Source organism: Gordonia sp. (in: high G+C Gram-positive bacteria), assembly GCF_047602025.1.
Taxonomy (GTDB): Bacteria; Actinomycetota; Actinomycetes; order Mycobacteriales; family Mycobacteriaceae; genus Gordonia.
On sequence record NZ_JASGII010000001.1, the window covers coordinates 1,958,292 to 1,983,551 of the forward strand.

Genomic DNA, 25,260 nt, shown 5'->3' on the forward strand with positions numbered 1-25,260 from the left:
ATGGCGATACGCACGGTCTGGGCGGGCGGCGGAGTCCTCTGGCGCCCCGGCAGCGACGAGTGGGGCGAACCGCAGATCGCCCTGATCCACCGACCCCGGTACGACGACTGGACGCTCCCGAAGGGCAAGACCGACCCCGGCGAGACCGTCTACGCGTCGGCGGTGCGCGAGATCCGGGAGGAGACCGGGTATTCGGTGGTCCTGGGCAGGCACCTGCGCCACGTCACCTATGCGGTCGGCGAGTCCAAGCGCAAGCACGTCCGCTACTGGTCGGCCCGGATGACCGGGGGCGAGTTCGCCGCCAACAAAGAGGTCGACGAGTTGGTGTGGACCACCCCCACGGCGGCACGGGAGATCCTGACCTACACCCTCGACAAGCTGGTCGTCGAAGAGTTCGAGACCATGCCGGCCGATCTGCACACGATGCTGGTGGTCCGGCACGCGAAAGCCGGGCGGCGGTCCCGGTACGCGGGGCCGGACGACGAGCGCCCCCTTGAGCGCGGCGGTCGCGCCCAGGCGCAGGCCCTGGCCGAACTCCTGCCGCTATTCGGCGCCAAGAAGCTCCACGCCGCCGACCGGCGCCGCTGCGTCGAGACGCTCGAAGCCGCTGGCGAAGGTCCTCGGCGACAAGAAGATCCACCTCGAGAAGACGATGACCGAGGAGGCGTACGCGCAGGAGCCCAAGGCCGCGCACAAGCGGATGCGGGAGTTGGCGGCCGACCGCGACGCCGTCCACATCGTGTGCAGCCAGGGCAAGGCCATCGCCCCCCTGATGGCCTGGTGGGCGGGGCGCGACGACTTCGAACTGCCCCCGAACCGCAACCGGAAGGGCAGCGTCTGGGTCCTGTCCATCGACGCCGACGGGCGCGTCGTGGCCGCCGACCACATCGACGACCCGCTCCCCGACTACCGGTAGCGGTCTACGCCTTCTTCTTCACGGGCTCGACGGCACCGCGTTTGATCGCCGGGAACCCGCTGGGCAGCTTGACCCGACCCGCGACGACTTCCTTGAACTGCGCGCCCGGCCGGAACGAGGGCACCGCCACCGCCTCCACCTTGACGGTCTCCCCGGTGCGCGGATTACGCGCCACGCGCGGCGCCCGCTTGCGCTTCTCGAACACCCCGAAACCGGTGATGGTGACCTTCTCGCCGCGGTCGACCGCCCGCACGATGGTGTCGATGACCTGCTCGACGGCATCGGTGGCGGTCTGCCGGTCCGAGTCGAGGCGTTTGGCCACCTCGTCGATGAGCTCGGCCTTGTTCATTCGACCTCCGGACCTTCCCGCGGTGCACCACCTGCTGTGATGCAGCTCACCTCACCGTAAACGGCGGCGTGGGAAACGTCCATCGCGCGGGATCCGCCCGCGCGTCGGGCTACAGCGTCGTCGGCTTGAAGGCCGGGCGGGCGCGCTCGAAGGCGTCGATCGCCTCGACCTCGCGCAGGGTCAGCCCGATGTCGTCGAGGCCTTCGAGCAGGCGCCAGCGCGTGTAGTCGTCGATCTGGAAGGGCACGACCAGGTCCCCGGCGGTGACGGTCTTTGCCTCCAGGTCGACGGTCAGCTCGAGGCCGGGCTCGTTCTCCAACCGCTTCCACAGCAGCTCGATGTCGCCCTGGTCGACCTGCGCGGCCAGCAGACCGGCCTTGCCGGAGTTGCCGCGGAAGATGTCGGCGAATCGCGAACTCAGGACGACGCGGAAGCCGTAGTCCATGAGCGCCCACACCGCGTGCTCGCGCGACGACCCGGTGCCGAAGTCGGGGCCGGCGACGAGCACCGAGCCGCGACTGTACGGCTCGGTGTTCAGGATGAAGTCCGGGTCGGTGCGCCACGACGAGAACAGTCCGTCCTCGAAACCGGTGCGGGTGACCCGCTTGAGGTAGACGGCCGGGATGATCTGGTCGGTGTCGACGTTGCTGCGGCGCAGCGGGACACCGATGCCGGTGTGGCTGATGAGCGGTTCCATCGTGTCTCCTACAGGTCGGCCGGTGAGCTCAGGGTGCCGCGCACCGCGGTCGCGGCGGCGACGGCCGGGGACACCAGGTGGGTGCGCCCACCCTTGCCCTGACGGCCCTCGAAGTTGCGGTTGGACGTCGATGCGCAGCGCTCGCCGGGGGCCAGTTGGTCGGGATTCATGCCCAGGCACATCGAGCAGCCCGCCTGGCGCCAGTCGGCACCGGCGGCGGTGAAGATCTCGCCGAGGCCCTCCTGCTCGGCCTGGGCGCGCACCTTCATCGAGCCGGGCACGATGAGCATCCGCACCCCGTCGGCCACACTGCGGCCCCGCAGCACCTCGGCGACGGCCCGCAGGTCCTCGATCCGGCCGTTGGTGCAGGAGCCGACGAACACGGCGTCGACCGGCACCTCGCGCAGCGGCGTGCCCGCCGTCAGGCCCATGTACTCCAGTGCGCGCGCCGCGGCCTGCTTGTCGTTGTCGTTCCCGAAGTCCTCGGGGTCGGGCACGGCGGAGCCGAGCGGCGCTCCCTGACCGGGGTTGGTGCCCCAGGTGACGAACGGCGTCAGCTCCGCGGCGTCGATGTGGACCTCGGCGTCGAACTCGGCGCCCTCGTCGGTCCGCAGGCTGTCCCAGTACTCGACGGCGGCGTCCCACTCCGCTCCGGTCGGCGCGTGCGGGCGGCCCTTGAGGAAGTCGTAGGTGATCTGGTCCGGTGCGATCATGCCCGCGCGGGCACCGGCCTCGATGGACATGTTGCACATGGTCATGCGCGCCTCCATCGACAGCTTCTCGATCGCCGGCCCGCGGTATTCGAGCACGTAGCCCTGTCCGCCGCCGGTGCCGATCTTGGCGATGACCGCCAGGATCAGGTCCTTGCTGGTGACGCCCGGGGGCAGCTCGCCGTCGACGGTGATGGCCATGGTCTTGAACGGCCGCAGCGACAGCGTCTGGGTGGCCAGCACGTGCTCGACCTCGGAGGTGCCGATGCCCATGGCCAGCGCGCCGAACGCGCCGTGCGTGGAGGTGTGGCTGTCGCCGCAGACGACCGTCATGCCGGGCTGGGTCAGTCCCAGCTGCGGTCCGACGACGTGCACGATGCCCTGCTCGGCGTCGCCCATCGGGTAGAGCCGGACGCCGAACTCCGCGCAGTTGCGGCGCAGCGTCTCGACCTGGGTGCGCGACACGGGATCGGCGATCGGCTTGTCGATGTCGACCGTGGGGACGTTGTGGTCCTCGGTGGCGATGGTGAGGTCGGTGCGCCGCACCGGGCGGCCCGCCAGGCGCAGGCCGTCGAAGGCCTGCGGCGAGGTCACCTCGTGCACCAGGTGCAGGTCGATGTAGATGAGGTCGGGATTCCGCTGCCCCGACTCGTCGGCGGTGCCGGGCACGACGACGTGGTCGTCCCACACCTTCTCGGCAAGGGTGCGGGGCTTGGCCGGGCTGTTGCTCATGGCTCCTCGCTGGTGTTCGCGACAACAATCGGGCTGCAATTGTTGGAATCTCACTATCTGGACAGATAGTATCGATCTATGGGAAATGGTACCGCATCGGAAGCGGTCAGCGGAATCGGCGTCCTGGACAAGTCGGTGACGGTGTTGACCGCGGTCGCGGCGCGCCCGTGCAATCTCGCCGAGCTGTGCGAGGCGACCGCGCTCCCCCGCGCCACCGCACACCGATTGGCCGTCGGCCTCGAGGCCCACCGGCTCATCACGCGCGACACCACGGGCCGCTGGATTCCCGGCCCCGCCCTGCGCGAGCTGTCCGGGTCGCACGTCGACCGCATCCCCGATGCCGCGCTGACCATCCTCCCGAAGCTCCGCGAGATCACCGGCGAGTCGGTGCAGGTCTACCGGCGCGACGGCGCCGAGCGACTCTGTGTCGCGGCTCTGGAACCGCCGAGCGGGCTGCGCGACACCGTCCCGGTCGGCAGTCGGCTGCCGATGACCGCCGGCTCGGCGGCCAAGGTGCTGCTGGCATGGGCACCCGACGCCGTGCGCGCGGCCCTGCTCGACGACAGCGTCTTCGCCGAGCGCACCCTCGCCGACGTCCGCAAAAAGGGCTGGGCCCAGAGCGTGGCCGAGCGCGCCACCGGCGTCGCCAGCGTGTCGGCGCCGGTCCGCGACACCGACGGCGAGGTGATCGCCGCGATCTCCGTCTCCGGTCCGGTCGAGCGCATCGGCCGACGCCCCGGCGCCCGGTGGGCCGCCGATCTCCTCGCCGCGGCCGCCGCCCTGCAGGACCGCCTCGGCCATACCGCCGATTGATCTCCGCTAGGGTCGGACCATGGGCGTCAACCAACGCAATCAGATCCTCATGTCCGACGAGGAGATCAGCCGGTTCATCAACGAGCAGCGCACCGCCACGCTCGCCACGCACGGCCCCGACGGCACCATCCACCTGGTCGCCATGTGGTACGGCGTCATCGACGGCGACCTGTGGATCGAGACCAAGCTCAAGTCGCAGAAGGCCGTCAACCTGGGGCGCAACCCGCGCTGCTCGCTGATGATCGAGGACGGCCTCACCTACGACCAGCTGCGCGGCGTCGCCATCGAGGGCACCGCGGAGATCTTCGACGACGAGGCGAACATCCTCGCCTGCGGGATCAGCGTCTGGGAGCGCTACAACGGGCCGTACACCGAGGAGATGCGACCGTTCGTCGACCAGATGATGAACAAGCGCGTCGCCATCCGGATCAAGGCCGACCGCACCCGCAGCTGGGACCACCGCAAACTGGGGTTGCCGGCGATGCCGCTGGGTGGAACCACCGCGCCCGTCTCCGACGACTGACCACTCGACCAAAGCAAAGGAGCGCCCCCACCGAATCGGTGGCGGCGCTCCTCGCGTTGTACCCCCTACGGGATTTGAACCCGCGTTACCGCCTTGAGAGGGCGGCGTCCTAGGCCGCTAGACGAAGGGGGCCTGAACAGATCTTCGACGGTTCGAGTCGATCATCAGGCTGATCGTTTCAGACCGTGAAGTCCGCTGGGGTACCAGGACTCGAACCTAGAATGGCGGTACCAGAAACCGCTGTGTTGCCAATTACACCATACCCCAATGGGTTCCCTCTCCCCGCGCGTCACCGCCCGGCGAAAGGACCGACAAGTAGGTTAGCAGGACGTCGGCCGATAGCATAAACGCGCTGGCCAGTGGTCCTATTCCGCGTACTTGGCGCGTGCCTCGCGCAGCCGCGCGAGCGACTTGTCCCGGCCGAGCAGCTCCATCGACTCGTACAGCGGCGGGCTGACCGCGGCGCCGGTGACCGCGACGCGGACCGGGCCGAAGGCCTTGCGCGGTTTGAGTTCGAGACCGTCGACCAGCGCGGTCTTGAGCGCGTCCTCGATGGACGGGGTGTCCCAGGTCGCCAACCCGTCGAGGGCCGTGATGGCGGCATCGAGCACCGGTCCGGAATCGGGGCCGAGGTTCTTGGCGGCCGACTTCTCGTCGATCACGAAGTCGGCGTCGTCGACGTAGTAGAACTTGATCAGATCCCACGCGTCGCCGAGCACCTGGATGCGGGTCTGGACCAGCTCGGCGAGCCCGTCGAAGTCCGACTGCCCGGCGGGCGACGCATCGAGGTGGCCCTGGGACACCAGGTAGTCGCCCAACCGCCGGGCGAAGTCCGCCGGGGCCAGCATGCGGATGTGCTCGGCGTTGATGGCCTCGGCCTTCTTCTCGTCGAAGCGCGCCGGATTGGAGTTCACGTCCTTGACGTCGAAGGCCTCGATCATCTGCTCGAGGGTGAAGACGTCGGTGTCGCCGCTGTATCCCCAGCCCAGCAGCGCCAGGTAGTTGAGCAGGCCCTCCGGCAGGAAGCCGCGGTCGCGGTGGTGCAGCAGGCTCGACTGCGGATCACGCTTGGAGAGCTTGCGGTTGCCCTCGCCCATGACGAACGGCAGGTGGCCGAACTCCGGCACCCCGTCGGCGACGCCGATCCGTTCGAGCGCGCGGTAAAGCGCGATCTGGCGCGGCGTCGACGACAGCAGATCCTCGCCGCGCAGGACGTGGGTGATCTTCATCATTGCGTCGTCGACCGGGTTGACGAGGGTGTAGAGCGGGTCTCCGCTGGCGCGGGTGAGGGCGAAGTCGGGCACGGTGCCGGCCTTGATGGTGGTCTCGCCGCGCACCAGGTCGGTCCAGGTGATGTCCTCGTCGGGCATCCGCAGGCGCACCACCGGATTGCGTCCCTCGGCGCGGTAGGCGGCCTTCTGCTCGTCGGTGAGGTCGCGGTCGAAATTGTCGTAGCCGAGCTTCGGGTCGCGCCCGGCCGCCTTGTGCCGCGCCTCGACTTCGTCGGGGGTCGAGAACGCCTCGTAGGCCTCCCCGGACTCGAGGAGCTTGGCGACGACGTCGCGGTGGATCTCGCGGCGCTCGGACTGCCGGTAGGGGCCGTAGGGGCCGCCCTTCTCCGGGCCCTCGTCCCAGTCGAGCCCCAGCCAGCGCAGCGAGTCCAGGATCGCCGCGTAGCTGTCCTCACTGTCGCGGGCGGCGTCGGTGTCCTCGATGCGGAAGACGAAATCGCCGTCGTTGTGGCGGGCGTGGGCGTAGTTGAACAGCGCGGTGCGCACGAGCCCGACGTGCGGGGTGCCGGTGGGCGACGGACAGAATCGGACGCGGACGTTGCTGGTCATGGCGTCAACCGTAGCGAACGCCCGCGGCGCGGCGATCAGGCAGTCGCGCGGTTCTTGGCGAGGAAGGCGACCAGGAGTTCGTTGACCTCGTCCGGCCGCTCGAGGTACCCGAAATGCCCCGCCTTCTCCACGACCGCGTACTCGGCGCCGGGAATGGCGTCGGCGACCTCGCGGGCGAGGAACTCCGGCAGCGTGCGGTCGTCGGCGAACCCGACGACGAGGGTCGGCACGGCGATGGCGCGGTAGGCGTCGAGACGGTTGATCTCCCGCTCGTGCACGCCCATCTGGGCGCGGACGCCCGGAGTGGTGGTCTGCGGCGAGAACTTGATGATGTCGAGCCAGTCGCGCGCCGAGCGGTCGTCGGCCAGGGTGTGCGGCGAGAGGTTCAGGTGCGCGGTGACCGCGGCGGCGTACTCGGGCGGCAGGGTGATGCCCTGGTCGTGCAGCGCCCGCTCCCCCGCCCCGAAGGCGGTGACGAGCGGCGTCGACCGGCCGTAGGTGGCCAGCATGGTGGCCGAGCGCACCACGTCGGGCCGCGCGAGCGCGAGTTCCTGCGTCACGCGCGCGCCGAGCGACGTGCCGATGACGTGTGCCCTGCCGAGGCCGAGGTGCTCGATGAGGCCGGCGGTGTCGGCGACCATGTCGTCGACGGTGAAGCCCTCGGCGCACTCCGACGACGGAGCGATTCCGCGGTTGTCGAAAGTGATGACGCGGTAGCCGGCCCGGATCAGCGCCGGGGTCTGATTGGCCTTCCACACCCGACCCGGGCTGCCGGTGCCCATGATCATGACGACGGGCTCGCCGGCGGTGCCCGAGTCCTCATAGGACAGGGTGATGCCGTTGACCTCGGCGGTGGTCGGTGCCGGTGCGGTACGGCGGATGTGCGAGGTCATTTGTCGACGACGGGGTTGGTGAGCGTGCCCAGCCCCTCGACGGTCACCGACACGCGGTCACCGGCGACCAGCGGGCCGACGCCCTCGGGGGTGCCGGTCAAGATCACGTCGCCGGGCAGCAGCGTCATCACGCGCGAGATCCATTCGACGATCTCGCCGACGCCGTGCAGCATCAGCGACGTGCGCGACTGCTGCTTGACCGCGGTCTTCCCGTCGGCGGCGGTCACCTCGGTGCGGATCTCGACGTCGGCGGGGTCGAAGTCGGTGTCGATCCACGGGCCGAGCGGACAGAAGGTGTCGTACCCCTTGGCTCGGGTCCACTGACCGTCGACCTTCTGCTGGTCGCGCGCGGTGACGTCGTTGGCGATCGTGTAACCCAGGATGGCGTCGCGCGCCTGCGCCGCCTTGACGTCCTTGCACGGGCGCCCGATGACGACGGCCAGCTCACCCTCGTAGTCGACGCGGTCCGACGACGGCGGGCGCGCGATCGGGACCTCGGGGCCGATGATCGAGGTGTTCGGCTTGAGGAAGATCACCGGGTCCGCGGGAGCTTCACCACCCATCTCGGCGGCGTGCGCCGCGTAATTCTTGCCGATGCAGATCACCTTCGTGGCCAGGATCGGCGCGAGGATCCGGACGTCGGCGAGCGGCCAGCTCCGCCCGGTGAAGGTCGGGGTGCCGAAGGGGTGCTCGGCGATCTCACGCGCGGTCTCGTTGCCGGCGTCTCCCTCGATGGCCGCGAAAGCCACCCCGTCGCGGGTGGCGACTCGTCCTAAACGCATGGTCGCCAGCCTATCCCAACGGGCGGGAGGGCGATTCTCCGGCCACCGGCGCGCGTTCTAGAATATGAAACAGTTCATCTCATTGATTGGGACAGGGGAAATCGGGGTGGAGACGGCACCGGAGCGCTCGACCGCACAGCGCTGGCTGATCCTGGCCTGCTCGCTCCTGGCCGCCATGGCGACCGCCTGCCTCGTGAGCGGCGTCGCCTTCGTCATCCCGCGCCTGATCAGCGACGGCATGAGCCTGCAGGCCGCATCGTTCTTGGCCGCCGCGCCCATGGTCGGCATGGTCGCGACCACGGTGCTGTGGGGTTGGGCGTTGGACCGCGTCGGCGAGCGCCAGATTCTGCTGTTGTCGCTGTCCCTGACCGTGGTGGCCACCATCGCCACGACGGCGGCCGTCGCGGCGGCCGCACCGGCGTGGGTCGTCTGGCTCGGGCTGCTCGTCGGCGGCGGGGTGGCCGCGGCGACCAACGGGGCCGGCGGGCGGATCGTCGTCGGCTGGTTCCCGGCCCAGCAGCGCGGCACCGCCATGGGCGTCCGGCAGATGGCCCAGCCGCTGGGCGTCGGCGTCAGCGGTCTCACGGTGCCGGTGCTCGCGCAGCGGTACGGCGCGGTGGCCGGGTTCGCGGTGTTCGCCGTCGTCGCCGTGGTCGCGCTGGCCGCGACGGCGATCTGGATCGTCGACCCGCCGCGCCCGCCCGCCGCCACGGGCGCTCCCGACGATGAGAACCCATACCGGCGCAGCCGCTTCCTGGTGCGCGTGCACCTGGTCAGCATGGCGCTGGTCATCCCCCAGATGGCGCTGTGGACCTTCGTGCCGGCCTGGCTGATGATCGCCCGCCACTGGGAACCGTTCCACGCGGGGGTCGTCGTGACCATCACCCAGGTCCTCTCGGCGCTCGGCCGGATCGTCGCGGGCCGCTGGTCCGACGCGTGGGGTTCCCGGATGCGCCCCATCCGCATCATCGCCGCCGCCGCGGCGCTGCTGATGGCCGTTCTGGCGGCGACCGACGCGATCGGCAGCCCGGTCGCGGTGCTGTGCATGGTCGGCGCGTCCATCGTCGTGGTCGCCGACAACGGCCTGGCGTACACCGCCATCGCCGAGTACTCCGGCCCGCGGTGGAGCGGTCGCGGTCTGGCGATCCAGAACACCAGCCAGTACCTGATCAGCGCTGCCGCCGTGCCCGTGGTCGCCGGGGCGATCGAGCGGCACGGCTACGCCTGGGCCTACGCCCTGTGCGCGATCCCGCCGCTGCTCGCACTGGGCCTGGTGCCCCGCGATCCGAGGTAGTCCCGGCGGGAGTTCTCAGACGCGGGCGAGGATCCGGTCGCCGACCTCGACGGTGTTGATCGGGCCGTCACCGCGGTCGGCGACGTCGGCGGCGACCGCCTTCTCGATGCGAGTGGCGTCCTCGTCGCGGCCGAGGTGGCGCAGCAACAGTGCGGCCGACAGGATCGCGGCGGTCGGATCGGCCTTGCTCTGCCCGGCGATGTCGGGCGCGCTGCCGTGCACCGGCTCGAACATGGACGGGTTGGTGCCGCCCGCGTCGATATTGCCCGACGCGGCCAGGCCGATTCCGCCGGAGACGGCGGCGGCGAGGTCGGTGACGATGTCGCCGAACAGGTTGTCGGTGACGATGACGTCGAAGCGCTCGGGGTCGGTGACCAGGTAGATCATCGCGGCGTCGACGTGGCAGTAGTCGGTGGCGACGTCGGGGAACTCGGTCGCCACCTCGTCGACGGTGCGCTGCCACATCGAACCGGCGAAGGTGAGCACGTTGTTCTTGTGCACCAGCGTCAGCTTCTTGCGACGCTGCTGCGCGCGAGCGAAGGCGTCGCGGACGACGCGCTCGATGCCGTAGCGCGTGTTGACGCTGACCTCGGTGGCCACCTCGTGCGGCGTGCCGACGCGGATGGCGCCGCCGTTGCCGGTGTACGGCCCCTCGGTGCCCTCGCGGACGACGAGGAAGTCGATCTTCGGGTCGCCGGCCAGCGGCGACGACACGCCCTTCATCAGCAGGGACGGGCGCAGGTTGACGTGGTGGTCCATCGCGAAGCGCAGCTTGAGCAGGAAGCCCCGCTCGAGCACGCCCGACGGCACGCTCGGGTCACCGATCGCACCGAGCAGGATCGCGTCGTGCTCGCGCAGCGACGCCAGGTCCTCGTCGGTGAGCAGCTCGCCGGTCGCGTGGTAGCGACGCGCGCCGAAGTCGTATTCGGTGGTCGTCAGCTCGGGGTCGAGCTTCTCCAACACGCGCAGCGCCTGCGCGACGACCTCGGGACCGATCCCGTCCCCGGGGATGACGGCGAGCTTCACGACAGGTCCACCTGCTTGACCAGGCTGGCGTCGACGGCCTTGCCGATCTTGGCGATCAGCTTGTCGTCGAGCGGCTTGTCGACGCGCAGCAGCACGGTCGCGCCGTGGCCCTCGGCATCCTGCGACAGGCCGGCCGCCTGGATGTCGATCCCCTCGGCGCCGAGCGCGGTGGCGATCTTGCCCAGCGAGCCCGGCTTGTCGCCGTAGCTCAGCAGCAGGTTCTGACCCTCGGCCCGCAGATCGAAGTTGCGGCCGTTGATGTTGACGATCTTCTCCACCTGGCGCGGTCCCGACAGCGTGCCGGCGACGTTGTGCGACGACCCGTCGGCGAAGACTGCCTTCACGTCGACGACGCTGCGGTGGTTGGGGCTTTCGGTGGCCCGGGTGACCTCGCTGGCCACGCCGCGCGCCTCCGCGACGCTGGGGGCGTTGACGAAGGTGACCGGCTCGTCTGTGGTGGCCGAGAAGATGCCGCGCAGGGCGGACAGGCCGAGCACGTCGACGTTGTTGGCGGCGATCTCGCCGCGCACGTCGACGGTCACCGAGGCCGGCACGTCGGCGCTGATCGCCCCGACCATGACGCCGAGCTTGCGCGCCAGCTCCAGCCAGGGCGCGACCTCTTCGTCGACGGCGCCGCCGGTGATGTTGACCGCATCGGGCACGAAGTGGCCGGCCAGCGCGAGACGCACACTCTTGGCGACGTCGGTGCCGGCGCGGTCCTGCGCCTCGGCGGTCGACGCGCCCAGGTGCGGCGTGACGACGACCTGGTCCAGGTCGAACAGCGGCGAGTCGGTGCACGGCTCGCTGTCGAACACGTCGAGGCCGGCACCGCGGACCTTGCCGGCCGTGATGGCGTCGGCAAGCGCCTGCTCATCGATCAGGCCGCCGCGGGCGGCGTTGACGATGATGACGCCGTCACGGACCTTGGCCAGCTGCTCCTTGCCGATGAGGCCGGCGGTCTCCGGCGTCTTCGGGAGGTGGATGGTGATGAAGTCGGCGCGCTCGAGGAGTTCGTCGAGGGTGACGAGCTCGATGCCGAGCTGCGCGGCCTTCGCCGCCGACACGTAGGGGTCGTACGCGATGATCTTGGTCTCGAAGGCGCCCAGGCGGGCCGCGACCAGCTGGCCGATGCGGCCCAGTCCGACGACGCCGACGGTCTTGTCGAACAGCTCGACGCCGGAGAACGACGAGCGCTTCCAGGTGTGGTCCTTGAGGGTGGCGTCGGCGACGGGGACCTGGCGCGCGGTCGACATCAGCAGGGCGATCGCGTGTTCGGCGGCCGAGTGGATGTTCGACGTCGGCGCGTTGACCACCATGACGCCGCGCTCGGTGGCGGCCGGAACGTCGACGTTGTCGAGGCCGACGCCGGCGCGGGCGACGATCTTCAGCTTGGGGGCAGCGGCGAGCACGTCGGCGTCGACGGTGGTGGCCGAGCGCACCAGGAGGGCGTCGGCATCGGCAACCGCTTCGAGCAACTTCGGGCGGTCCGGGCCGTCGACCCACCGCACCTCGACGTCGTCCCCGAGGGCTTCGACGGTGGACGGCGCGAGCTTGTCGGCGATGAGGACGACTGGACGGCCAGTTGCGGTCACGGGTGTCTCCTGGTGATTCGCGGGTGTTCGGGTGGGAAACCGGCAGGTCGCGCCGGTACTGGCCCCGAGTTTAGTGGCCGCCGAAGTGCGGGTTGCAGGCGCCCGGCCCCGCACCGATAGGATGTGAGGACGCGCACACCCGCGCGCTCATCTGAATAGGCCGAAATCGCGGCGAACGCGGCGGATTCTCACCGGATCGCGCACGGATCCAGCTACTTATCAGTAATCCTGGGTACTGTATGTGTGTTCGCGCCCGGATCGGCAAGCATCTGTCCGCGGCCGGATGCCCGTCACGGAACCAACGAAGTGGAGTTTTACATGTCCCGGAAGCTGACCGCCCCCCTCGCGGTGCTCGCCGCGCTCACCCTGGGCGGAGCCGGCGCGGCCACCGCGAACGCCGCTCCCCTCCCGGTCGGCGGCGGTACGCCGATCCTGGTGCTCAAGGGCGGGAACTCTGCTGCTGCGTGCACGATCAACTCCGTCGGCCGGGCGGCCAACGGGCGGCTGATCGCGCTCACCGCCGGCCACTGCGGCACCCCGGGCCAGCGCGTCTTCTCGGAGAAGTACCAGAACCGCGGCCAGATCGGCACCATCACCTACTCGGCGACGGACCTGGACATGGCCATCATCGAGCTCAACGGCTCGGTGCGCCCGGTCCGCACGGTTCGCGGCACCACCATCACCGGGGTCAACACCCGTCCGCTGAGCTTCCCGACCGTCATGTGCAAGCAGGGCCGCACCACCGGTCACACCTGCGGCATCGTGTGGGCCTCGGACCGCAAGACCCACTTCTCCCAGATGTGCGTCATCGAGGGTGACTCGGGTGCCCCGGTCACCGTCGGCAACCGTCTCGTCGGCATGGTGAACGCCTACTACTTCTTCGCCTGCGTGGGACCGGAGACCGGCACCAACATCGGCCCGATCCTCAACCGTGTGCGCTCGACCTCCTACGGCGGGTTCCGCGTCATCTAAGGCACGACAGATAAAAGGAACCCCCGGTGCCGTACGGCACCGGGGGTTCCTTTTGCTTGCGGCTATGACCTAGGCGGTCTCGGTGATCGGCCGGTCGACCCAGCTCATCAGATCGCGCAGCTTCTGGCCGGTGACCTCGATCGGGTGCTCGGCGTTCTCCTTGCGCAGTGCCTCGAGCTGCTTGTTGCCGCCCTCGACGTTCGCGACGAGCTGCTTGACGAAGGTGCCGTCCTGGATGTCGGACAGGATCTCCTTCATGCGCTTCTTGGTGTCGGCGTCGATGACGCGCGGACCCGAGAGGTAGCCGCCGAACTCCGCGGTGTCGGACACCGAGTAATTCATGCGCGCGATGCCGCCCTCGTACATGAGGTCGACGATCAGCTTCAGCTCGTGCAGGCACTCGAAGTAGGCCATCTCCGGCTCGTAGCCGGCCTCGACCAGCACCTCGAAACCGGTCTTGACCAGTTCCTCGGTGCCGCCGCACAGCACGGCCTGCTCGCCGAAGAGGTCGGTCTCGGTCTCTTCCTTGAAGTCCGTCTTCAGCACGCCGGCGCGGGTGCCGCCGATGGCCTTGGCGTAGCTCAGCGCGAGCGCCTGGCCGTCGCCGGTCGGGTCCTGGTGGACCGCGATGAGCGCCGGAACGCCCTTGCCGTCGACGAACTGGCGGCGGACCAGGTGGCCCGGGCCCTTCGGGGCGACCATGCCGACGGTGACGTTGGCCGGCGGCTTGATCAGACCGAAGTGGATGTTCAGGCCGTGGCCGAAGAACAGGGCGTCACCGGCGTTCAGGTTCGGCTCGATGTCCTCGGTGAAGATCTTCGCCTGGCTGGTGTCCGGGGCCAACAGCATGATGAGGTCGGCCCACTCGGCGGCCTTGGCCGGGGTCATGACCTTCAGGCCCTGCTCCTCCGCCTTCGCGCGCGACTTCGAGTCCTCGCGCAGGCCGATCACGACGTCCACGCCGGAGTCGCGCAGCGACAGCGAGTGCGCGTGGCCCTGGCTGCCGTAGCCGATCACGGCAACCTTCTTGCCCTGGATGATCGACAGATCGGCATCGTCGTCGTAGAACTTCTCGACTGCCACAGTTGGTTCCCTTCAATGTGCTGGTCGGCGGCGCCGACCGGTTGGTTGTGTTCGATTGTCTCAGGTGCCGAAGCACTACCTGTTGGTGGACATGCTCCGCGGTCCGCGACCCAGCGTGACGGCGCCCGATTGCGCAATCTCGCGGATGCCGTACGGGTCGAGCATGCGCAGCAGCGCCTCGAGCTTCTCCCCGGTGCCGGTGGCCTCGACGGTGAGCGATTCCTGCGCCACGTCGATGATGTGCGCACGGAACAGGTTGACGATCTCGAGCACCTCGCCGCGCTGGGCGGCGTCGGCGCGGACCTTGATCATCACGAGTTCGCGGCTGACCGAGTGGTCGGGGTCCTGCTCGACGATCTTGATCACGTTGATCAGCTTGTTGAGCTGCTTGGTGACCTGCTCGAGGGGGAAGTCCTCCACCTCGACCATGATCGTCATCCGGGACATGCCCTTGATCTCGGTCGGGCCCACCGCCAACGAGGCGATGTTGTACCCGCGGCGGGAGAACAGCGCCGAGACGCGGGCGAGAACACCCGGGCGGTCCTCGACGAGGACGGACAGCGTGTGCGTCGTGGTCACTTGGTCTCCTCCATCTCGCGCTCGCCGGCGGCCTCTTCCTGGGCCATCGCCTCGTGGATGACGGCGGGCTCGGATGCGGCCTCGTCGTCGTCGAAGAGCGGCCGGATGTCGCGGGCGGCCATGATCTCGTCGTTGCCGGTGCCCGCGGCGACCATCGGCCACACCTGGGCGTCGGCGCCGACGATGAAGTCGATCAGGACCGGGCGGTCGTTGATCTCGCGCGCCTTGGCGATCGTCGGCGCGACATCCTCTTCCTTCTCGACGCGGAACGCGACGCAACCGAGCGCCTCGGCCAGCTTGACGAAGTCGGGGATGCGGCGCGAGTGGGTCGCCAGGTCCGTGTTGGAATAGCGCTCCTCGTAGAACAGGGTCTGCCACTGGCGGACCATGCCCAGGTTGCCGTTGTTGATCAGCGCGACCTTGATGGGCACGCCCTCGATCGCACAGGTGGCCAGTTCCTGATTGGTCATCTGGAAGCAGCCGTCGCCGTCGATGGCCCAGACCTCGAGCTCGGGGTCGGCCATCTTGGCGCCCATCGCGGCGGGGATCGAGTAGCCCATCGTGCCCAGGCCGCCCGAGTTCAACCACGTGCGCGGGTTGTCGTAGGTGATGAACTGCGCGGCCCACATCTGGTGCTGGCCGACGCCGGCGACGTATGCGGCGTCGGGCCCGGCGGCCTTGCCCAGCGCCTCGATGACGTACTCCGGCGACAGCGAACCGTCGGACTGCTTGTCGTAGCTGAGCGGGAAGGTCTCGCGCAGCCCGTCCAGGTAGCGCCACCACGCGCGCATGTCGGGCAGTTCGCCGCCGCTGGCCAGCTCGGCGCGCAGCGCCTCGATCAGCTCGATGATCACCGCCTGGCAGTCGCCGACGATCGGGACGTCGGCGTGGCGGTTCTTGCCGATCTCGGCGGGATCGATGTCGGCGTGGATGACCTTGGCCTCGGGGGCGAAGGAGTCCAGCTGGCCGGTGACGCGGTCGTCGAACCGGGCGCCCAGGGTGATCAGCAGGTCGCTGCGCTGCAGGCCGGCAACCGCCGAGACCTTGCCGTGCATGCCGGGCATGCCGATGTGCAGCTCGTGGCTGTCGGGGAACGCGCCGCGCGCCATCAGGGTCGTGACGACGGGGATGCCGGTCAGCTCGGCCAGCTCCTTGAGCTGCGGTGCCGCGTTGGCCTTGATGACGCCGCCGCCGACGTAGAGGACCGGAGACTTGGCCGCCAGGATCATGCGCGCCGCCTCGCGGACCTGCTTGCCGTGCGGCTTGGTGACCGGGCGGTACCCGGGCAGGTCCATCTGCGGCGGCCACGAGAACGTGGTCTGCGCCTGCAGGATGTCCTTCGGGATGTCGACGAGGACCGCGCCGGGGCGGCCGCTCTCGGCGAGGTAGAAGGCCTCGGCCATGACGCGCGGGATGTCCGCGGCATTGCTGACCAGGAAGTTGTGCTTGGTGATCGGCATGGTGATGCCGGAGATGTCGGCCTCTTGGAAGGCGTCGGTGCCGATCAGGCCGCGACCGACCTGGCCGGTGATCGCGACGACCGGAACCGAGTCCATCTGCGCGTCGGCCAGCGGGGTGACCAGGTTGGTGGCGCCCGGGCCCGACGTCGCCATCATGACGCCGGCCTTGCCGGCGATCTGCGCGTAGCCGGTGGCGGCGTGACCCGCGCCCTGCTCGTGGCGGACCAGGACGTGGCGGACCTTCTGCGAGTCCAGCAGCGGGTCGTACGCGGGCAGGATCGCGCCGCCGGGGATGCCGAAGACGACGTCGACGTTGAGTTCCTCGAGGGCGCGGACGACCGACTGGGCGCCGCTGACCCGCTCGGGGGCCACCGTTCGCGAATGGGAGGTGCGCAGCGTGCCGCCGGCCGGCGACTTGGTGCGCAGGGTCTCGAACGTCTGCGCGGCGTCGGTGCCGGGTGCGTCTGCTTTCGGAGCGCTCACGAGCGTGGTTCCTTCTTTACTGGCTCGGGGTGGGTCTGAGGCATTAAAAAACCCTCGACAGCAGTGCTGTGCGAGGGGCGCGTCGGTGTTGACGAGGGTCTACGAAGTGACCGGTCAGGCGACGCGCCGACCGAGTACTACGAGAATCCCGTTGTTCATCACGTCGACAACACTAGGACCGCGCGGCGCGCCGAGTCAAACTCGGTGGCGCAGACCACTGGCACCGATTCGCCGCCGGTGCGGCCGCAAGTGCCACAATGGGGCCGTGGCCGACACCGACTCCCCCGCATCCCCCGACACCGACGACGCGCCGTTGGTGATCCGACTGTCGGGCGTGGCCTATCTGTCGATCATCGCGGTGATCGTGATCGTGATGATCTTCGCGGGCAACGCCTTCGCCTACTTCTGGTGGATGCTGCCCGCCCCGATCCTCGTCGGCCTGTGGATCCACCGGTTGCGGACCGTCGTCGACGACGAAGGGCTGACCGCGGTGCGCACCATCCGCACCGACCGCGTCGCCTGGGACGATCTCGCCGGCCTGCAGTTCCCGAAGTGGTCGGCGACCCGGGCGGTGACCTCGCGCGGGGACCGCATCCCACTGCCGGCCGTCGGCTTCCAGGATGTGCCCGCGATCGCCGAGCGCAGCGGCGGGCGCCTGCCCGATCCGTTCGCCGCCGAGCGCGAAGCGCGCACCGACGACTGAGCAGTGCTAAAAGCGCTCGCCGCGGCGCGTAAACTGGACTGGTAACGGACTTACCCCGGTCCACCACTGCAACCAGCGAGGACACCATGCCAGCCCTGCGGTCTCGCACCACCACCGTCGGACGAGAGGCGGCCGGTGCGCGCTCCCTGTGGCGCGCCACCGGCATGACCGACGACGACTTCGGCAAGCCGATCGTCGCGATCGCGAACTCCTTCACCCAGTTCGTGCCCGGCCACGTGCACCTGAAGAACGTCGGCGACATCGTCGCCGAGGCGGTCACGGCCGCCGGCGGCGTGCCGCGCGAGTTCAACACCATCGCCGTCGACGACGGCATCGCGATGGGCCACGGCGGCATGCTGTACTCGCTGCCCTCGCGCGAGATCATCGCCGACTCGGTCGAGTACATGGTCAACGCGCACACCGCCGACGCCCTGGTCTGCATCTCCAACTGCGACAAGATCACCCCGGGCATGCTCAACGCGGCCATGCGCCTGAACATCCCCACCGTGTTCGTCTCCGGCGGGCCGATGGAGGCCGGCACCTCGGTCGTCATCAACGGCGTCGTGCACCCCGGCACCGACCTGATCGACGCCATCTCCGCCTCGGCCGACGACAACGTCGACGACAAAGAACTGCTCGAGGTCGAGCGGTCGGCATGCCCGACGTGCGGTTCGTGCTCGGGCATGTTCACCGCCAACTCGATGAACTGTCTGACCGAGGCCCTGGGCCTCTCACTGCCCGGCAACGGCTCGACGCTGGCCACCCAGGAGGCCCGCCGCCAGCTGTTCCTGAAGGCGGGCAAGCTCGTCGTCGAGATCGCCAAGCGCTACTACGCCGACGACGACGAGTCGGTCCTGCCGCGCAACGTCGCGACCCGGGAGGCCTTCGAGAACGCGATGGCCCTCGACGTCGCGATGGGCGGCTCGACCAACACGGTCCTGCACATCCTCGCCGCGGCGCAGGAGGGTGAGGTCGACTTCGACCTGCACGACATCGACCGCATCTCGCGGAACGTGCCGTGCCTGGCCAAGGTCGCCCCCAACTCGCCCGACTACTACATGGAGCACGTCCACCGGGCCGGCGGCATCCCCGCGATCCTCGGCGAGCTGAACCGCGCCGGACTGCTGAACAAGAACGTCCACCCGGTCCACTCCCCCTCGCTCGACGAGTACCTCGCCGACTGGGACATCCGCAGCGGCACGGCGACCACCGAGGCGATCGAGCTCTTCCACGCCGCACCCGGCGGCGTCCGCACCACCGAGCCGTTCTCGACCACCAACCGGTGGGACTCCCTCGACACCGACGCGGCGAACGGCTGCATCCGCGACAAGGAACACGCCTACACCGTCGAGGGCGGCCTGTGCGTGCTGCACGGCAACATCGCCGAGAACGGCGCGATCCTCAAAACCGCCGGCGTCGACGAGTCGCTGTGGCACTTCCAGGGACCGGCGCGCGTCGTCGAGAGCCAGGAGGACGCGGTCCACGCGATCCTGTCCAAGGAGCTGCAGAAGGGCGAGGTCCTCGTGATCCGCTACGAGGGTCCGGCCGGCGGCCCCGGCATGCAGGAGATGCTGCACCCGACCGCCTTCATGAAGGGCACCGGGATGGGCAAGTTCTGCGGCCTGGTCACCGACGGGCGCTTCTCCGGCGGCTCGTCCGGACTGGTCATCGGCCACGCCTCACCGGAGGCCGCGGCCGGCGGCGACATCGGCCTGGTCGAAGATGGCGACGAGATCCTCATCGACGTCCACAACCGCACCCTGAAGGTGCTGGTCGACGACGAGACCCTCGCTGAGCGACGCGCCAAGATGGAGGCGTCCGAGCACCCGTGGCAGCCCAAGGACCGGCAGCGCACGGTCTCCAAGGCGCTGCGCGCCTACGCGAAGATGGCGTCGTCGGCCGACAAGGGCGCGGTCCGCATCGTCGACTGAGACCGGCGTCAAGACACCGGTTGATCCCAGTCGATCCGAGATCCGGTGAGCCAATCGGCCGTCGGGTCTTGGCGACGGGCCTTACGCGCAATGATCGGCATCACCACACGGTTCCGCACGAAGCGGCCGAACGGCCCCGCGGACTTGCTGCTGCCTGTGCGCGCGCCTTCGGCAACGGCGCGTTCGACGCGGTTGCGGCGCATCGCCTCGTACGCCGGAAGCGCCTTCTCGTAGGGCAGGTCCCGGAGCGCCCGGGCCAGCTGGACGGCGTCTTCAATGGCCAGCGAGGCGCCCTGCCCCGAAGTGGGAGAGATTGCGTGCGCCGCGTCGCCAATGATGACGACTCGGTCGCGGTGCCATATCGGCACGCGAGGCAGGTCGTATGTGTTCCACCCGGCGTACACGTGGTCGGTGGCGTCAATCAGGGCACGAGCGGGAATGTCGTCCCCGGTAAACAGGTCCGCGAGATCCTCCCGCCAGCGCGGCCCATCGAGTGCGCGCAACTCGTCGGCACCGAGTTCCCGGTCGCTGAACGGGTTGGCAAACCACCACACATCGCCATTGGGCGCGAGAGTCTGGCCGAGAAAGCAGCGACGGCCGAACCGGAACTCCATCGTGCCCTGTTCCATGGTGCCGTCGAGACGTAGGCCGGCACCGGAGGCAAACCCGCCGGTGTTCAGCAGACCGGTGTACCGCGGCGGTGGGCACTGCGGGTCGATGATCCGGCGCACCGCGGAGTGAAGGCCATCCGCGCCGACAAGGAGGTCGCCGTCGGCGATGGAGCCGTCCTCGAAGGCAGCCCGGACACCGCCCGACGACGTGGTTTCGACACCTGTCAGCGCTCGGCCGTAGTGAATCGTGATGCCGCGCGCCGCGACGGCATCGCGCAGAATCCGGTACAGATCGGCGCGCCGGATGGTTGTAGTCGTCCGATAGGTGTCGGTCGGGCCGGTGAGAAACGTCGCGAGCGACCGCCCGTCGTGGGCGAACAATTCGAAGCGTGGTGTCGGAAAGCCCCCGCCAAGCGCAGGTTCATCGATGTCGATGGCAGCCAGCGCGTCGATGCCGTTGGCGGCCAGGGTTAGCCATGCCCCGACTCCATCTGCTGTTTGATCGTGGCTTTCGAAGACGACGGGGTCGTGTCCAGCTTTGCGCAGCGCGACCGCGGCCGCGCAACCCGCGATACCGGCACCGATGACGAGAACCTTCATGCCAACTCCAATTAGTTTGTTTGTCCGAACGAACTATTCTCGTTGGCGCGCGTCCCTGTCAAGTCGGCTGCTAGCGTGGCGGCCATGGCAGGTGATGCGAGGGCCGCACTGATCGACGAGGTCGATATGGCCGGGCGCGAGGTGAGCACGTCCACGGTGATGTTCCACACCACCATCGCCCGCCTGATGGGTCTTTCGGTTACCGACCAAAAGTCGCTGGACGTCGTGTTGCGATCGGGACCGCTCACCCACTCCCAACTCGCCGAAGCGACCGGGATGGCACGACCAACGATTTCCGATGTCATCGACCGCCTGGAGGCTCGCGGCTATGTCCGCAGACAGCGCGACACCGATGACGGTCGCCGCGTGATCATCGCGGCTGACGAGCAGCAGATCCTCGCCGACACCGGACAACTCTTCGAGCCGTTCACCGAACGGCTGCATGCGCTCTACGCGTCCTACTCGGACGCCGAGCTGCGCACAATCGCCGACTTTCTACGACGATCAGCAGCCGAACAGATCGCCGCGGTCGGCGAATTGACGGCCGAGGACGCCTGAGCCGGTCAGCCGACGCGGTTGCCCGTCGAGACGAGCGGGTTGGCCCCGTTGAAGGCGATCCAGATCAGCACCGCCAGGGCGATCCCGCTGATCAGCAACAGCAGTGAGCCGACGCCCGGCCGTCGGGCCCAGCCGCGACTGCCGTCGATCGAGTAGCGCCCGGGTCCGGCCAGGATGATCACGGCGAGCATGATCCACAGCGCGAGCTGGAAGGCAACGCCGCCCTGGTCCGCCTGGTCGGCGAAGACGTGGACGCCGCCGGCCTTGGTCACGCCGTAGGCCAGGTCGAGCGAGGCGAGCGCGAGGCCGAAGGCGGCGATGATCGGGGTGATGAACCCGGCGATCAGGACGACGCCGACCACCAGCTCGGTGACCGACCAGCCGACCGCGATGATCCCGGCCGACGACTTGCTGAAGCCGAGCTCGGGCTTCGGGGTGTTGAGCAGGTCGGTCTCGAAGCCGTTGAGCGACGGTCCGCCCATCCAGCCGAACAGTTTGCGACAGCCGTCGACGGCCAGGTACGCGCCGACGGCGAGGCGCAACAGCAGCAGGCCGAGGTCGGTCGTGCCGCGCCGACCGAGGCGGCGCAGGTCGGCGATCTGGTCCTCCAGGTCGGTGATGCGCCGACTGCGCATCGCCTCGTCGTGCTCCTCGTACGGCTCACCGGTGCGCACCTTGGCGGTCGGGGTCGCGACCGCCTCAGTGGCGGGATCCGGCAGCGTCGGGATCTCCGGCTCGGCGACCGGCAACAGATCGGTGGGCTGATCGTCGCCGACGGTGTGCACGGCCTCGGTGGGCACGGTCTCGGGCAACGGAGCCTCTTCCTCGTCGACGACGGCGGGCACGGACGACTCGGTCGGCTTGGGCGGTTCGGCGGGCTCGGGTACCGCCGGGACCTCCCCGCTCACGGGCACTTCGGCCGTGTCCTCGGCCTTCTTGCGACCCCAGCGGGGCCCCCGGCGCTCCTTCGGCGGGTCCGGCTCGGGCGCCGGGTGCTCGGCCGGGGCCGGGTCGAAGGCGAACTCGGGCTCGGCCCCCTCGGTCACCGGCACCGGAACCGTGTCGTCGGCCGCCGCGCTCGGCTGACCGCCCGTGCCCGGGCTGGAGTGCTCGTCGAGGTCGTCGAGGCTGTCGACCCGGGCGAAACCGCTCGGGGGCGCGGGGATCCGCGTCTGCTCGACCCGGCGCTTCTCCTGCGCCTCGGCGTCGTCTTTCGATCCGTCACGGCGGTGGGAACCCATTGCTCCACGCTATCGCGAATCGTCATCGATTTCGCCACCGACGCAGAACGGTCGGGCGCGGGCTTGCTCACACCGGTCGCCCGATCGGCGGACGTCGCGGCGGTGTCACCGGCGGCGCGGGGCACCGAATCGCTAGGCTGTAGCCATGCCCGCCGTTCCCGACGTCGACGCCGCGCGGACGCCGCGCCGCACGCGCCGATTCCGCACCGCTCTCGCCCTGGGTGCCGCTGCCGCCGTGCTGGCCACCGCGGGCCTGAGCGGCTGCGCGGACTTCAGCAAGCAGGACAACGAGCGCAAGGCGGGGCCGTTCTCGCGGTACAACGAGTCCTTCGAGGTGAAGAAGCCGCCGAAGACGCCGCCGCCACCGCCGCAGGGACTGCCGACCCCTCCCCCCGGACCGTGCGTCGACCCCGATCCGAACGTCATCACCACGTGCCTGGCGTCGACGGCCGCCGTCACCCCGGGCGACGAGCGCGGCGATGTGACGGTCGTGGCCGAGCGCACCACCGGCCGCATCATCCAGGCCAAGCGCTTTTCCGAGCACAAGGTGCTGTGGGACGTGCCCGGCGTCGACGGCTCCGGCGACGGCGGCCTCATCGACTTCGCCCTCTCGCCGACCTACCGCCAGGACCGGCTGATCTACGCCTACATCACGACGCCGACCGACAACCGGATCGTCCGCATCGCCAAGGGCGATGTGCCCAAGCCGATCCTCACCGGCATCCCCAAGGGGGCCACCGGCAACCTCGGCTCGATGTTCTTCCGTTCGCAGAACGAGCTGGTGGTGGCCACCGGCGACGCCGGCAACCCCGCGGCCGCCAACAACCCGGCCTCCCTCGCCGGCAAGGTCCTGCTCGTCACCGAATTCACCTCCGGCCGCAACGCCCCGCCGAAGGTGCTCGCGTCGGGCGTCGGGTCCAACCCGGCGCTGTGCCCGTCGAGCGACGCGATCTTCCTCGCCGACGGCGCGGACAACGCCGACCGGCTCTCCCGCGTCACCAAGAGCGGTCTGCGCACGGTGTGGGCATGGCCGGACAAGCCGGGGCTGGGCGGCTGTGCGGTCACCGAGGGCGTGATCGCGGTGGGCACGATCCGCACCCAACACATCGAGGTCATCACGGCGCCGACCCCGGACAAGCCGAACGTCGACAAGCCGACTGTCGCGCTGGACAAGCAGTACGGCGCCATCGGCCGGATGCGACCGGTCGGCAACGGGCTGATCCAGTTCGCGACGGTCAACAAGCAGTACGGGCCGAAGGTCGTCTCGCAGGACGACCGCGTCGTGCGCTTCCTCGTCCCGGCCGGCGGGGGCAGCGAGGAAAGCCGGATGTAGCCCGGCTTCGCCGCCTAACCGCAGGCGGCGAGGACGAGTTCCTTGACCCGCGCGGGGTCGGCCTGGCCGCGCGTGGCCTTCATGACGTCGCCGACGATCTTGCCGGCCGCCTGCACCTTGCCGCCGCGGATCTTCTCCACGATGTCCGGGTTGGCGGCGAGCGCCTCGTCGACGGCCTTCTGCAGCGCCGAGTCGTCGCGCACGACCTCGAGCCCGCGCGCGGCGACGACCTCGTCAGGCTCCCCTTCGCCGTCGAGCACGCCGACGACGACCTGCTGGGCCAGCTTGTTGGTCAGCTTGCCCTCGTCGACGAGGGCGATGACGCGGGCGACCTGTGCCGGGGTGATCGGGAGGTCGGCGAGCTCGACGTCGCGGCTGTTGGCCTGCTGCGCGAGGAAGGACACCCACCAACTGCGGGCAGCCTCCGGCGAGGCGCCGGCGTCGGCGGTGGCGATGATGAGGTCGACGGCGCCGACGTTGACCAGGTCGCGCATGACCTCGTCGGACACGCCCCACTCCTCCTGGATGCGCGCGCGGCGCACCCACGGCAGCTCGGGCAGGGTGCCGCGCAGCTCCTCGATCCACGCGGCGTCCGGGCTGACCGGCGGCAGATCCGGCTCGGGGAAGTAGCGGTAGTCCTCGGCGGTCTCCTTGCGGCGGCCCGCCGACGTGGTGCCGTCCCCCTCCTGGAAGTGGCGGGTCTCCTGCACGACCTCGCCGCCACCGGCGAGCACGGCGCCCTGGCGGCACATCTCGTAGCGGACCGCTGTCTCGACGCTCTTGAGCGAGTTGACGTTCTTGGTCTCGGTGCGCGTGCCGAACTCCTGGGCACCCTTGGGCATGAGGGAGACGTTGGCGTCGCAGCGCAGCGACCCCTGGTCCATGCGGACGTCGGACACGTTCAGCGATTTGAGCAGGTCGCGCAGCGCGGTGACGTAGGCGCGGGCCACCTCGGGCGCGCGCTCGCCGGCGCCCTCGATCGGCCGGGTGACGATCTCGACGAGGGGCACGCCGGCGCGGTTGTAGTCGAGCAGCGAATGGCTGGCGCCGTGAATGCGCCCGGTGCCGCCGATGTGCAGGGACTTGCCGGTGTCCTCCTCCATGTGGGCGCGCTCGATCTCGACCCGCCACGGAGTCCCGTCGGCCAGGACCACCTCGAGGTGGCCGTCGTAGGCGATCGGCTCGTCGTACTGGCTGATCTGGTAGTTCTTCGGCTGGTCCGGGTAGAAGTAGTTCTTCCGCGCGAACACGCTGGACGGGCGGATCGAGCAGTTCAGCGCCAGTCCGATGCGGATGGCCGACTCGATGGCGGCGGCGTTGGCGACGGGCAGCGAACCGGGCAAGCCGATGCAGACCGGGCACACCTGGGTGTTCGGCTCGGCGCCGAAGGCCGTCGGGCAGCCGCAGAACATCTTCGTCTCGGTGCCCAACTCGACGTGCACCTCCATGCCCAGGACGGGATCGTAGGCGGCGAGGACGTCGTCGAACTCCATGAGCTCGGTCGCAGGCGCAGTCATGCGTCTCATCCTATCCCCGGG

At 69.5% G+C, this 25,260-nt stretch carries 21 protein-coding genes, 2 tRNA genes and 2 pseudogenes; 9 read left to right on the forward strand and 16 right to left on the reverse strand.

The window, feature by feature from the left end; all coding sequences use genetic code 11:
- Positions 1 to 916 (forward strand): annotated as a pseudogene (locus QM728_RS09760) (NUDIX hydrolase).
- A 10-nt stretch (positions 917 to 926) separates the two neighbouring features.
- On the opposite strand, the pseudogene QM728_RS09765 reads toward QM728_RS09760, so the two are convergent.
- The 3 genes and pseudogenes from QM728_RS09765 to leuC form a co-directional block, all read right to left on the reverse strand.
- Positions 927 to 1,265: pseudogene (locus tag QM728_RS09765) on the reverse strand (HU family DNA-binding protein); the annotation flags it as partial.
- 109 nt (positions 1,266 to 1,374) lie between these two features.
- Positions 1,375 to 1,962, reverse strand: a complete 588-nt coding sequence (leuD, locus tag QM728_RS09770) for a 3-isopropylmalate dehydratase small subunit (protein WP_415031825.1) — start codon at positions 1,960 to 1,962, stop codon at positions 1,375 to 1,377.
- Positions 1,963 to 1,970: 8 nt separating this feature from the next.
- Entirely contained in the window at positions 1,971 to 3,404 is a 1,434-nt protein-coding gene (gene leuC / locus QM728_RS09775; RefSeq protein ID WP_415031826.1) for a 3-isopropylmalate dehydratase large subunit, read from the reverse strand.
- Between the two features lie 78 nt (positions 3,405 to 3,482).
- Between leuC and QM728_RS09780 the strand changes: the two genes are divergently transcribed.
- Both QM728_RS09780 and QM728_RS09785 read left to right on the forward strand, forming a co-directional pair.
- On the forward strand, positions 3,483 to 4,217 hold the full coding sequence (locus QM728_RS09780; protein WP_415031827.1) for an IclR family transcriptional regulator: 735 nt from the start codon (positions 3,483 to 3,485) through the stop codon (positions 4,215 to 4,217).
- 19 nt (positions 4,218 to 4,236) lie between these two features.
- On the forward strand, positions 4,237 to 4,740 hold the full coding sequence (locus QM728_RS09785) for a pyridoxamine 5'-phosphate oxidase family protein (RefSeq protein ID WP_415031828.1): 504 nt from the start codon (positions 4,237 to 4,239) through the stop codon (positions 4,738 to 4,740).
- A 59-nt stretch (positions 4,741 to 4,799) separates the two neighbouring features.
- On the opposite strand, the gene QM728_RS09790 is transcribed toward QM728_RS09785, so the two are convergent.
- The 5 genes from QM728_RS09790 to QM728_RS09810 all read right to left on the reverse strand — a co-directional run bounded on the left by QM728_RS09790 (position 4,800) and on the right by QM728_RS09810 (position 8,256).
- A tRNA-Glu gene (locus QM728_RS09790) sits at positions 4,800 to 4,872 on the reverse strand.
- A gap of 63 nt (positions 4,873 to 4,935) precedes the next feature.
- Positions 4,936 to 5,007: transfer RNA gene (locus QM728_RS09795), tRNA-Gln, on the reverse strand.
- A gap of 98 nt (positions 5,008 to 5,105) precedes the next feature.
- Positions 5,106 to 6,581: a glutamate--tRNA ligase gene (gene gltX / locus QM728_RS09800; protein WP_415031829.1), complete on the reverse strand. Its 1,476-nt coding sequence runs from the start codon at positions 6,579 to 6,581 to the stop codon at positions 5,106 to 5,108.
- Positions 6,582 to 6,616: 35 nt separating this feature from the next.
- The gene (locus tag QM728_RS09805; protein WP_415031830.1) at positions 6,617 to 7,474 is read right to left on the reverse strand and encodes an alpha/beta fold hydrolase; all 858 of its coding nucleotides are present in this window, start codon (positions 7,472 to 7,474) and stop codon (positions 6,617 to 6,619) included.
- Positions 7,471 to 8,256 (reverse strand): fumarylacetoacetate hydrolase family protein, encoded by a 786-nt coding sequence (locus QM728_RS09810; protein ID WP_415031831.1) that lies wholly within the window; start codon positions 8,254 to 8,256, stop codon positions 7,471 to 7,473. The genes QM728_RS09805 and QM728_RS09810 overlap by 4 nt, the downstream gene beginning before the upstream one ends.
- A gap of 106 nt (positions 8,257 to 8,362) precedes the next feature.
- Between QM728_RS09810 and QM728_RS09815 the strand changes: the two genes are divergently transcribed.
- Entirely contained in the window at positions 8,363 to 9,550 is a 1,188-nt protein-coding gene (locus QM728_RS09815) for an MFS transporter (protein ID WP_415031832.1), read from the forward strand.
- A gap of 15 nt (positions 9,551 to 9,565) precedes the next feature.
- Here the strand turns inward: QM728_RS09815 and QM728_RS09820 are convergent, their stop codons facing one another.
- Both QM728_RS09820 and serA read right to left on the reverse strand, forming a co-directional pair.
- Complete coding sequence (locus QM728_RS09820) at positions 9,566 to 10,576, reverse strand: 3-isopropylmalate dehydrogenase (protein WP_415031833.1); 1,011 nt, start codon at positions 10,574 to 10,576, stop codon at positions 9,566 to 9,568.
- Positions 10,573 to 12,168, reverse strand: coding sequence for a phosphoglycerate dehydrogenase (gene serA / locus QM728_RS09825; RefSeq protein ID WP_415031834.1), 1,596 nt, complete (start codon positions 12,166 to 12,168; stop codon positions 10,573 to 10,575). The genes QM728_RS09820 and serA overlap by 4 nt, the downstream gene beginning before the upstream one ends.
- 318 nt (positions 12,169 to 12,486) lie before the next feature.
- Here serA and QM728_RS09830 point away from each other — a divergent pair, with 318 nt between their 5' ends.
- Positions 12,487 to 13,140, forward strand: a complete 654-nt coding sequence (locus tag QM728_RS09830) for a serine protease (RefSeq protein ID WP_415031835.1) — start codon at positions 12,487 to 12,489, stop codon at positions 13,138 to 13,140.
- Between the two features lie 69 nt (positions 13,141 to 13,209).
- On the opposite strand, the gene ilvC is transcribed toward QM728_RS09830, so the two are convergent.
- The 3 genes from ilvC to QM728_RS09845 form a co-directional block, all read right to left on the reverse strand.
- Positions 13,210 to 14,223, reverse strand: a complete 1,014-nt coding sequence (ilvC, locus tag QM728_RS09835; RefSeq protein WP_415031836.1) for a ketol-acid reductoisomerase — start codon at positions 14,221 to 14,223, stop codon at positions 13,210 to 13,212.
- Between the two features lie 75 nt (positions 14,224 to 14,298).
- The gene (gene ilvN / locus QM728_RS09840) at positions 14,299 to 14,802 is read right to left on the reverse strand and encodes an acetolactate synthase small subunit (RefSeq protein ID WP_415031837.1); all 504 of its coding nucleotides are present in this window, start codon (positions 14,800 to 14,802) and stop codon (positions 14,299 to 14,301) included.
- Positions 14,799 to 16,745 carry an acetolactate synthase large subunit gene (locus QM728_RS09845; protein ID WP_415031838.1) on the reverse strand — a complete coding sequence of 649 codons (1,947 nt, stop codon included), beginning with the start codon at positions 16,743 to 16,745 and terminating at the stop codon, positions 14,799 to 14,801. Before QM728_RS09845 ends, ilvN begins: the two co-directional genes overlap by 4 nt.
- Positions 16,746 to 17,010: 265 nt before the next feature.
- Here QM728_RS09845 and QM728_RS09850 point away from each other — a divergent pair, with 265 nt between their 5' ends.
- Together QM728_RS09850 and ilvD are read left to right on the forward strand one after the other, a co-directional pair.
- The gene (locus QM728_RS09850; RefSeq protein WP_415031839.1) at positions 17,011 to 17,448 is read left to right on the forward strand and encodes a PH domain-containing protein; all 438 of its coding nucleotides are present in this window, start codon (positions 17,011 to 17,013) and stop codon (positions 17,446 to 17,448) included.
- An 86-nt stretch (positions 17,449 to 17,534) separates the two neighbouring features.
- Positions 17,535 to 19,379, forward strand: a complete 1,845-nt coding sequence (gene ilvD, locus QM728_RS09855) for a dihydroxy-acid dehydratase (protein WP_415031840.1) — start codon at positions 17,535 to 17,537, stop codon at positions 19,377 to 19,379.
- Positions 19,380 to 19,387: 8 nt separating this feature from the next.
- On the opposite strand, the gene QM728_RS09860 is transcribed toward ilvD, so the two are convergent.
- Positions 19,388 to 20,590: an FAD-dependent oxidoreductase gene (locus tag QM728_RS09860; RefSeq protein WP_415031841.1), complete on the reverse strand. Its 1,203-nt coding sequence runs from the start codon at positions 20,588 to 20,590 to the stop codon at positions 19,388 to 19,390.
- A gap of 84 nt (positions 20,591 to 20,674) precedes the next feature.
- Between QM728_RS09860 and QM728_RS09865 the strand changes: the two genes are divergently transcribed.
- Entirely contained in the window at positions 20,675 to 21,148 is a 474-nt protein-coding gene (locus QM728_RS09865) for a MarR family winged helix-turn-helix transcriptional regulator (protein ID WP_415032875.1), read from the forward strand.
- 5 nt (positions 21,149 to 21,153) lie between these two features.
- On the opposite strand, the gene QM728_RS09870 is transcribed toward QM728_RS09865, so the two are convergent.
- Positions 21,154 to 22,389 carry a DoxX family membrane protein gene (locus QM728_RS09870; protein WP_415031842.1) on the reverse strand — a complete coding sequence of 412 codons (1,236 nt, stop codon included), beginning with the start codon at positions 22,387 to 22,389 and terminating at the stop codon, positions 21,154 to 21,156.
- A 145-nt stretch (positions 22,390 to 22,534) separates the two neighbouring features.
- Here QM728_RS09870 and QM728_RS09875 point away from each other — a divergent pair, with 145 nt between their 5' ends.
- Positions 22,535 to 23,722 carry a PQQ-dependent sugar dehydrogenase gene (locus QM728_RS09875; RefSeq protein ID WP_415031843.1) on the forward strand — a complete coding sequence of 396 codons (1,188 nt, stop codon included), beginning with the start codon at positions 22,535 to 22,537 and terminating at the stop codon, positions 23,720 to 23,722.
- Positions 23,723 to 23,736: 14 nt separating this feature from the next.
- Here the strand turns inward: QM728_RS09875 and gatB are convergent, their stop codons facing one another.
- Positions 23,737 to 25,239 carry an Asp-tRNA(Asn)/Glu-tRNA(Gln) amidotransferase subunit GatB gene (gene gatB, locus QM728_RS09880; protein WP_415031844.1) on the reverse strand — a complete coding sequence of 501 codons (1,503 nt, stop codon included), beginning with the start codon at positions 25,237 to 25,239 and terminating at the stop codon, positions 23,737 to 23,739.
- Positions 25,240 to 25,260 lie beyond the last annotated feature (21 nt).

Bases quoted from the DNA above. Each gene is read 5' to 3' on its own strand.
- leuD (WP_415031825.1), bottom strand. From the start codon at position 1,962: ATGGAACCGCTCATCAGCCACACCGGCATCGGTGTCCCGCTGCGCCGC.
- QM728_RS09870 (WP_415031842.1), bottom strand. From the start codon at position 22,389: ATGGGTTCCCACCGCCGTGACGGATCGAAAGACGACGCCGAGGCGCAG.
- ilvD (WP_415031840.1), top strand. From the start codon at position 17,535: ATGCCAGCCCTGCGGTCTCGCACCACCACCGTCGGACGAGAGGCGGCC.
- QM728_RS09810 (WP_415031831.1), bottom strand. From the start codon at position 8,256: ATGCGTTTAGGACGAGTCGCCACCCGCGACGGGGTGGCTTTCGCGGCC.
- leuC (WP_415031826.1), bottom strand. From the start codon at position 3,404: ATGAGCAACAGCCCGGCCAAGCCCCGCACCCTTGCCGAGAAGGTGTGG.
- QM728_RS09865 (WP_415032875.1), top strand. From the start codon at position 20,675: ATGGCAGGTGATGCGAGGGCCGCACTGATCGACGAGGTCGATATGGCC.
- QM728_RS09830 (WP_415031835.1), top strand. From the start codon at position 12,487: ATGTCCCGGAAGCTGACCGCCCCCCTCGCGGTGCTCGCCGCGCTCACC.
- QM728_RS09780 (WP_415031827.1), top strand. From the start codon at position 3,483: ATGGGAAATGGTACCGCATCGGAAGCGGTCAGCGGAATCGGCGTCCTG.
- gatB (WP_415031844.1), bottom strand. From the start codon at position 25,239: ATGACTGCGCCTGCGACCGAGCTCATGGAGTTCGACGACGTCCTCGCC.
- gltX (WP_415031829.1), bottom strand. From the start codon at position 6,581: ATGACCAGCAACGTCCGCGTCCGATTCTGTCCGTCGCCCACCGGCACC.
- QM728_RS09785 (WP_415031828.1), top strand. From the start codon at position 4,237: ATGGGCGTCAACCAACGCAATCAGATCCTCATGTCCGACGAGGAGATC.
- QM728_RS09875 (WP_415031843.1), top strand. From the start codon at position 22,535: ATGCCCGCCGTTCCCGACGTCGACGCCGCGCGGACGCCGCGCCGCACG.
- QM728_RS09860 (WP_415031841.1), bottom strand. From the start codon at position 20,590: ATGAAGGTTCTCGTCATCGGTGCCGGTATCGCGGGTTGCGCGGCCGCG.
- QM728_RS09805 (WP_415031830.1), bottom strand. From the start codon at position 7,474: ATGACCTCGCACATCCGCCGTACCGCACCGGCACCGACCACCGCCGAG.